This is a genomic window from Spirillospora sp. NPDC047279 (genome assembly GCF_040643285.1).
Classification (GTDB): Bacteria; Actinomycetota; Actinomycetes; order Streptosporangiales; family Streptosporangiaceae; genus Spirillospora.
Genome location: NZ_JBEYUA010000048.1, coordinates 1 through 1,440 on the forward strand (window position 1 = coordinate 1; position 1,440 = coordinate 1,440).

1 protein-coding gene is annotated in these 1,440 nt (G+C 66.9%); it reads right to left on the minus strand.

Features of this window, described 5'->3' with window-relative positions:
* Positions 1 to 56: 56 nt before the first annotated feature.
* A complete protein-coding gene (locus ABZ810_RS47595; RefSeq protein WP_358415466.1) occupies positions 57 to 1,286 on the minus strand; it encodes an IS256 family transposase in 1,230 nt (409 codons plus the stop codon).
* Positions 1,287 to 1,440 lie beyond the last annotated feature (154 nt).

The following is a 1,440-nucleotide window of genomic DNA, read 5'->3' on the forward strand; positions in this document are numbered from 1 at the left end:
GGGTCACGTCCAGGCGGGTGGTGTAAGAGAAGGCCACCTCGCGATCTTTTGACTACTTAAGCACCAATAGCATCAATTGTCACATCGGAATCATTTGTGTCGGTTTCCTGGCCGACTTTCTGGCATGCGGCGAGGATTTCTGTGCCCATGTAGCGGCGTTGCTCGGTCCATTCGTCGTTCTGCTCGGCCAGCACGGCGCCGACGAGGCGGATGATGGCGGTGCGGTCGGGGAAGATGCCGACGACGTCGGTGCGGCGGCGGATCTCCTTGTTCAGCCGTTCTTGAGGATTGTTGGACCAGATCTGCTTCCAGACGGCTTTGGGGAAGGCGGCGAAGGCCAGGATGTCGTCGCGGGCGTCGTCCAGGTGCTCGGCGGCGGCCGGGAACTTGGCCTCCAGCGCGTCGACGACCTGGCGGTGCTGGGCGTGGACGGCGTCGCGGTCGGGCTGCTCGAAGATGGTGCGCACCAGCGTCGATACCCACGGCTGTGCCGACTTTGGAGTCTTGGTCAGTAGGTTGCGGTGGTAGTGGGTTCGGCAGCGCTGCCAGGACGCGCCCGGCAGGGTGGAGGCGATCGCGTCGCGCAGCCCGGCGTGGCAGTCGGAGGTCACCAGCTTGACCCCCGACAGGCCACGGGCGACCAGGCCGCGCAGGAACGCCAGCCAGCCCGCGCCGTCCTCGGCGCTGACGACGTCGACGCCGAGGATCTCACGGTGTCCGTCGGCGTTCACGCCGGTGGCGATCAGCGCGTGCACCGTCACCGTGCGGCCGCCCTCACGCACCTTCTGGGTCAACGCGTCGATCCACATGAACGTGTAGGGGCCGGCGTCCAGCGGCCGGTTGCGGAAGTCGGTGACCATCTCGTCCAGTTCCCGGGCCATCACGCTGACCTGCGACTTAGACAACTTGGTCACGCCGAGCTGCTCGGCCAGCTTCTCCACCCGCCGCGTGGACACGCCCAGCAGATACGAGGTCGCCACCACCGACGCCAGCGCCCGCTCGGCACGCCGGCGCCGCTCCAGCAGCCACTCGGGGTAGTACGACCCGGTCCGCAGCCGCGGGATCGCCAGCCCCACCGTCCCCGCACGGGTGTCCCACTCCCGCGGCCGGTAGCCGTTCCGGCTGTTGACCCGCTGGTCAGAAATCTCGCCGTAGCCAGCCCCGCAGACCTGCTCGACCTCGGCGTCCATCATCCGCTGCGCGAACTGCCGGATCATCTCCCGCAACAGGTCCGGCGACGCCGCCGCCAGGGTCTGGTCGAAGTCCTCGCCGGTAACGGGCAGAATGTCGTTCACGGCCATCTCGTTTCTTCCTTCGTGCTCTTGGTCGACTCGAAGGATCACGAGGTGGCCGTCCTCATGTCACGGCGACACACCCACCAGGACACAAACCAGGCAGAAGGTCACACAGGCCCCATACACCACACCCGTGGACGCAACC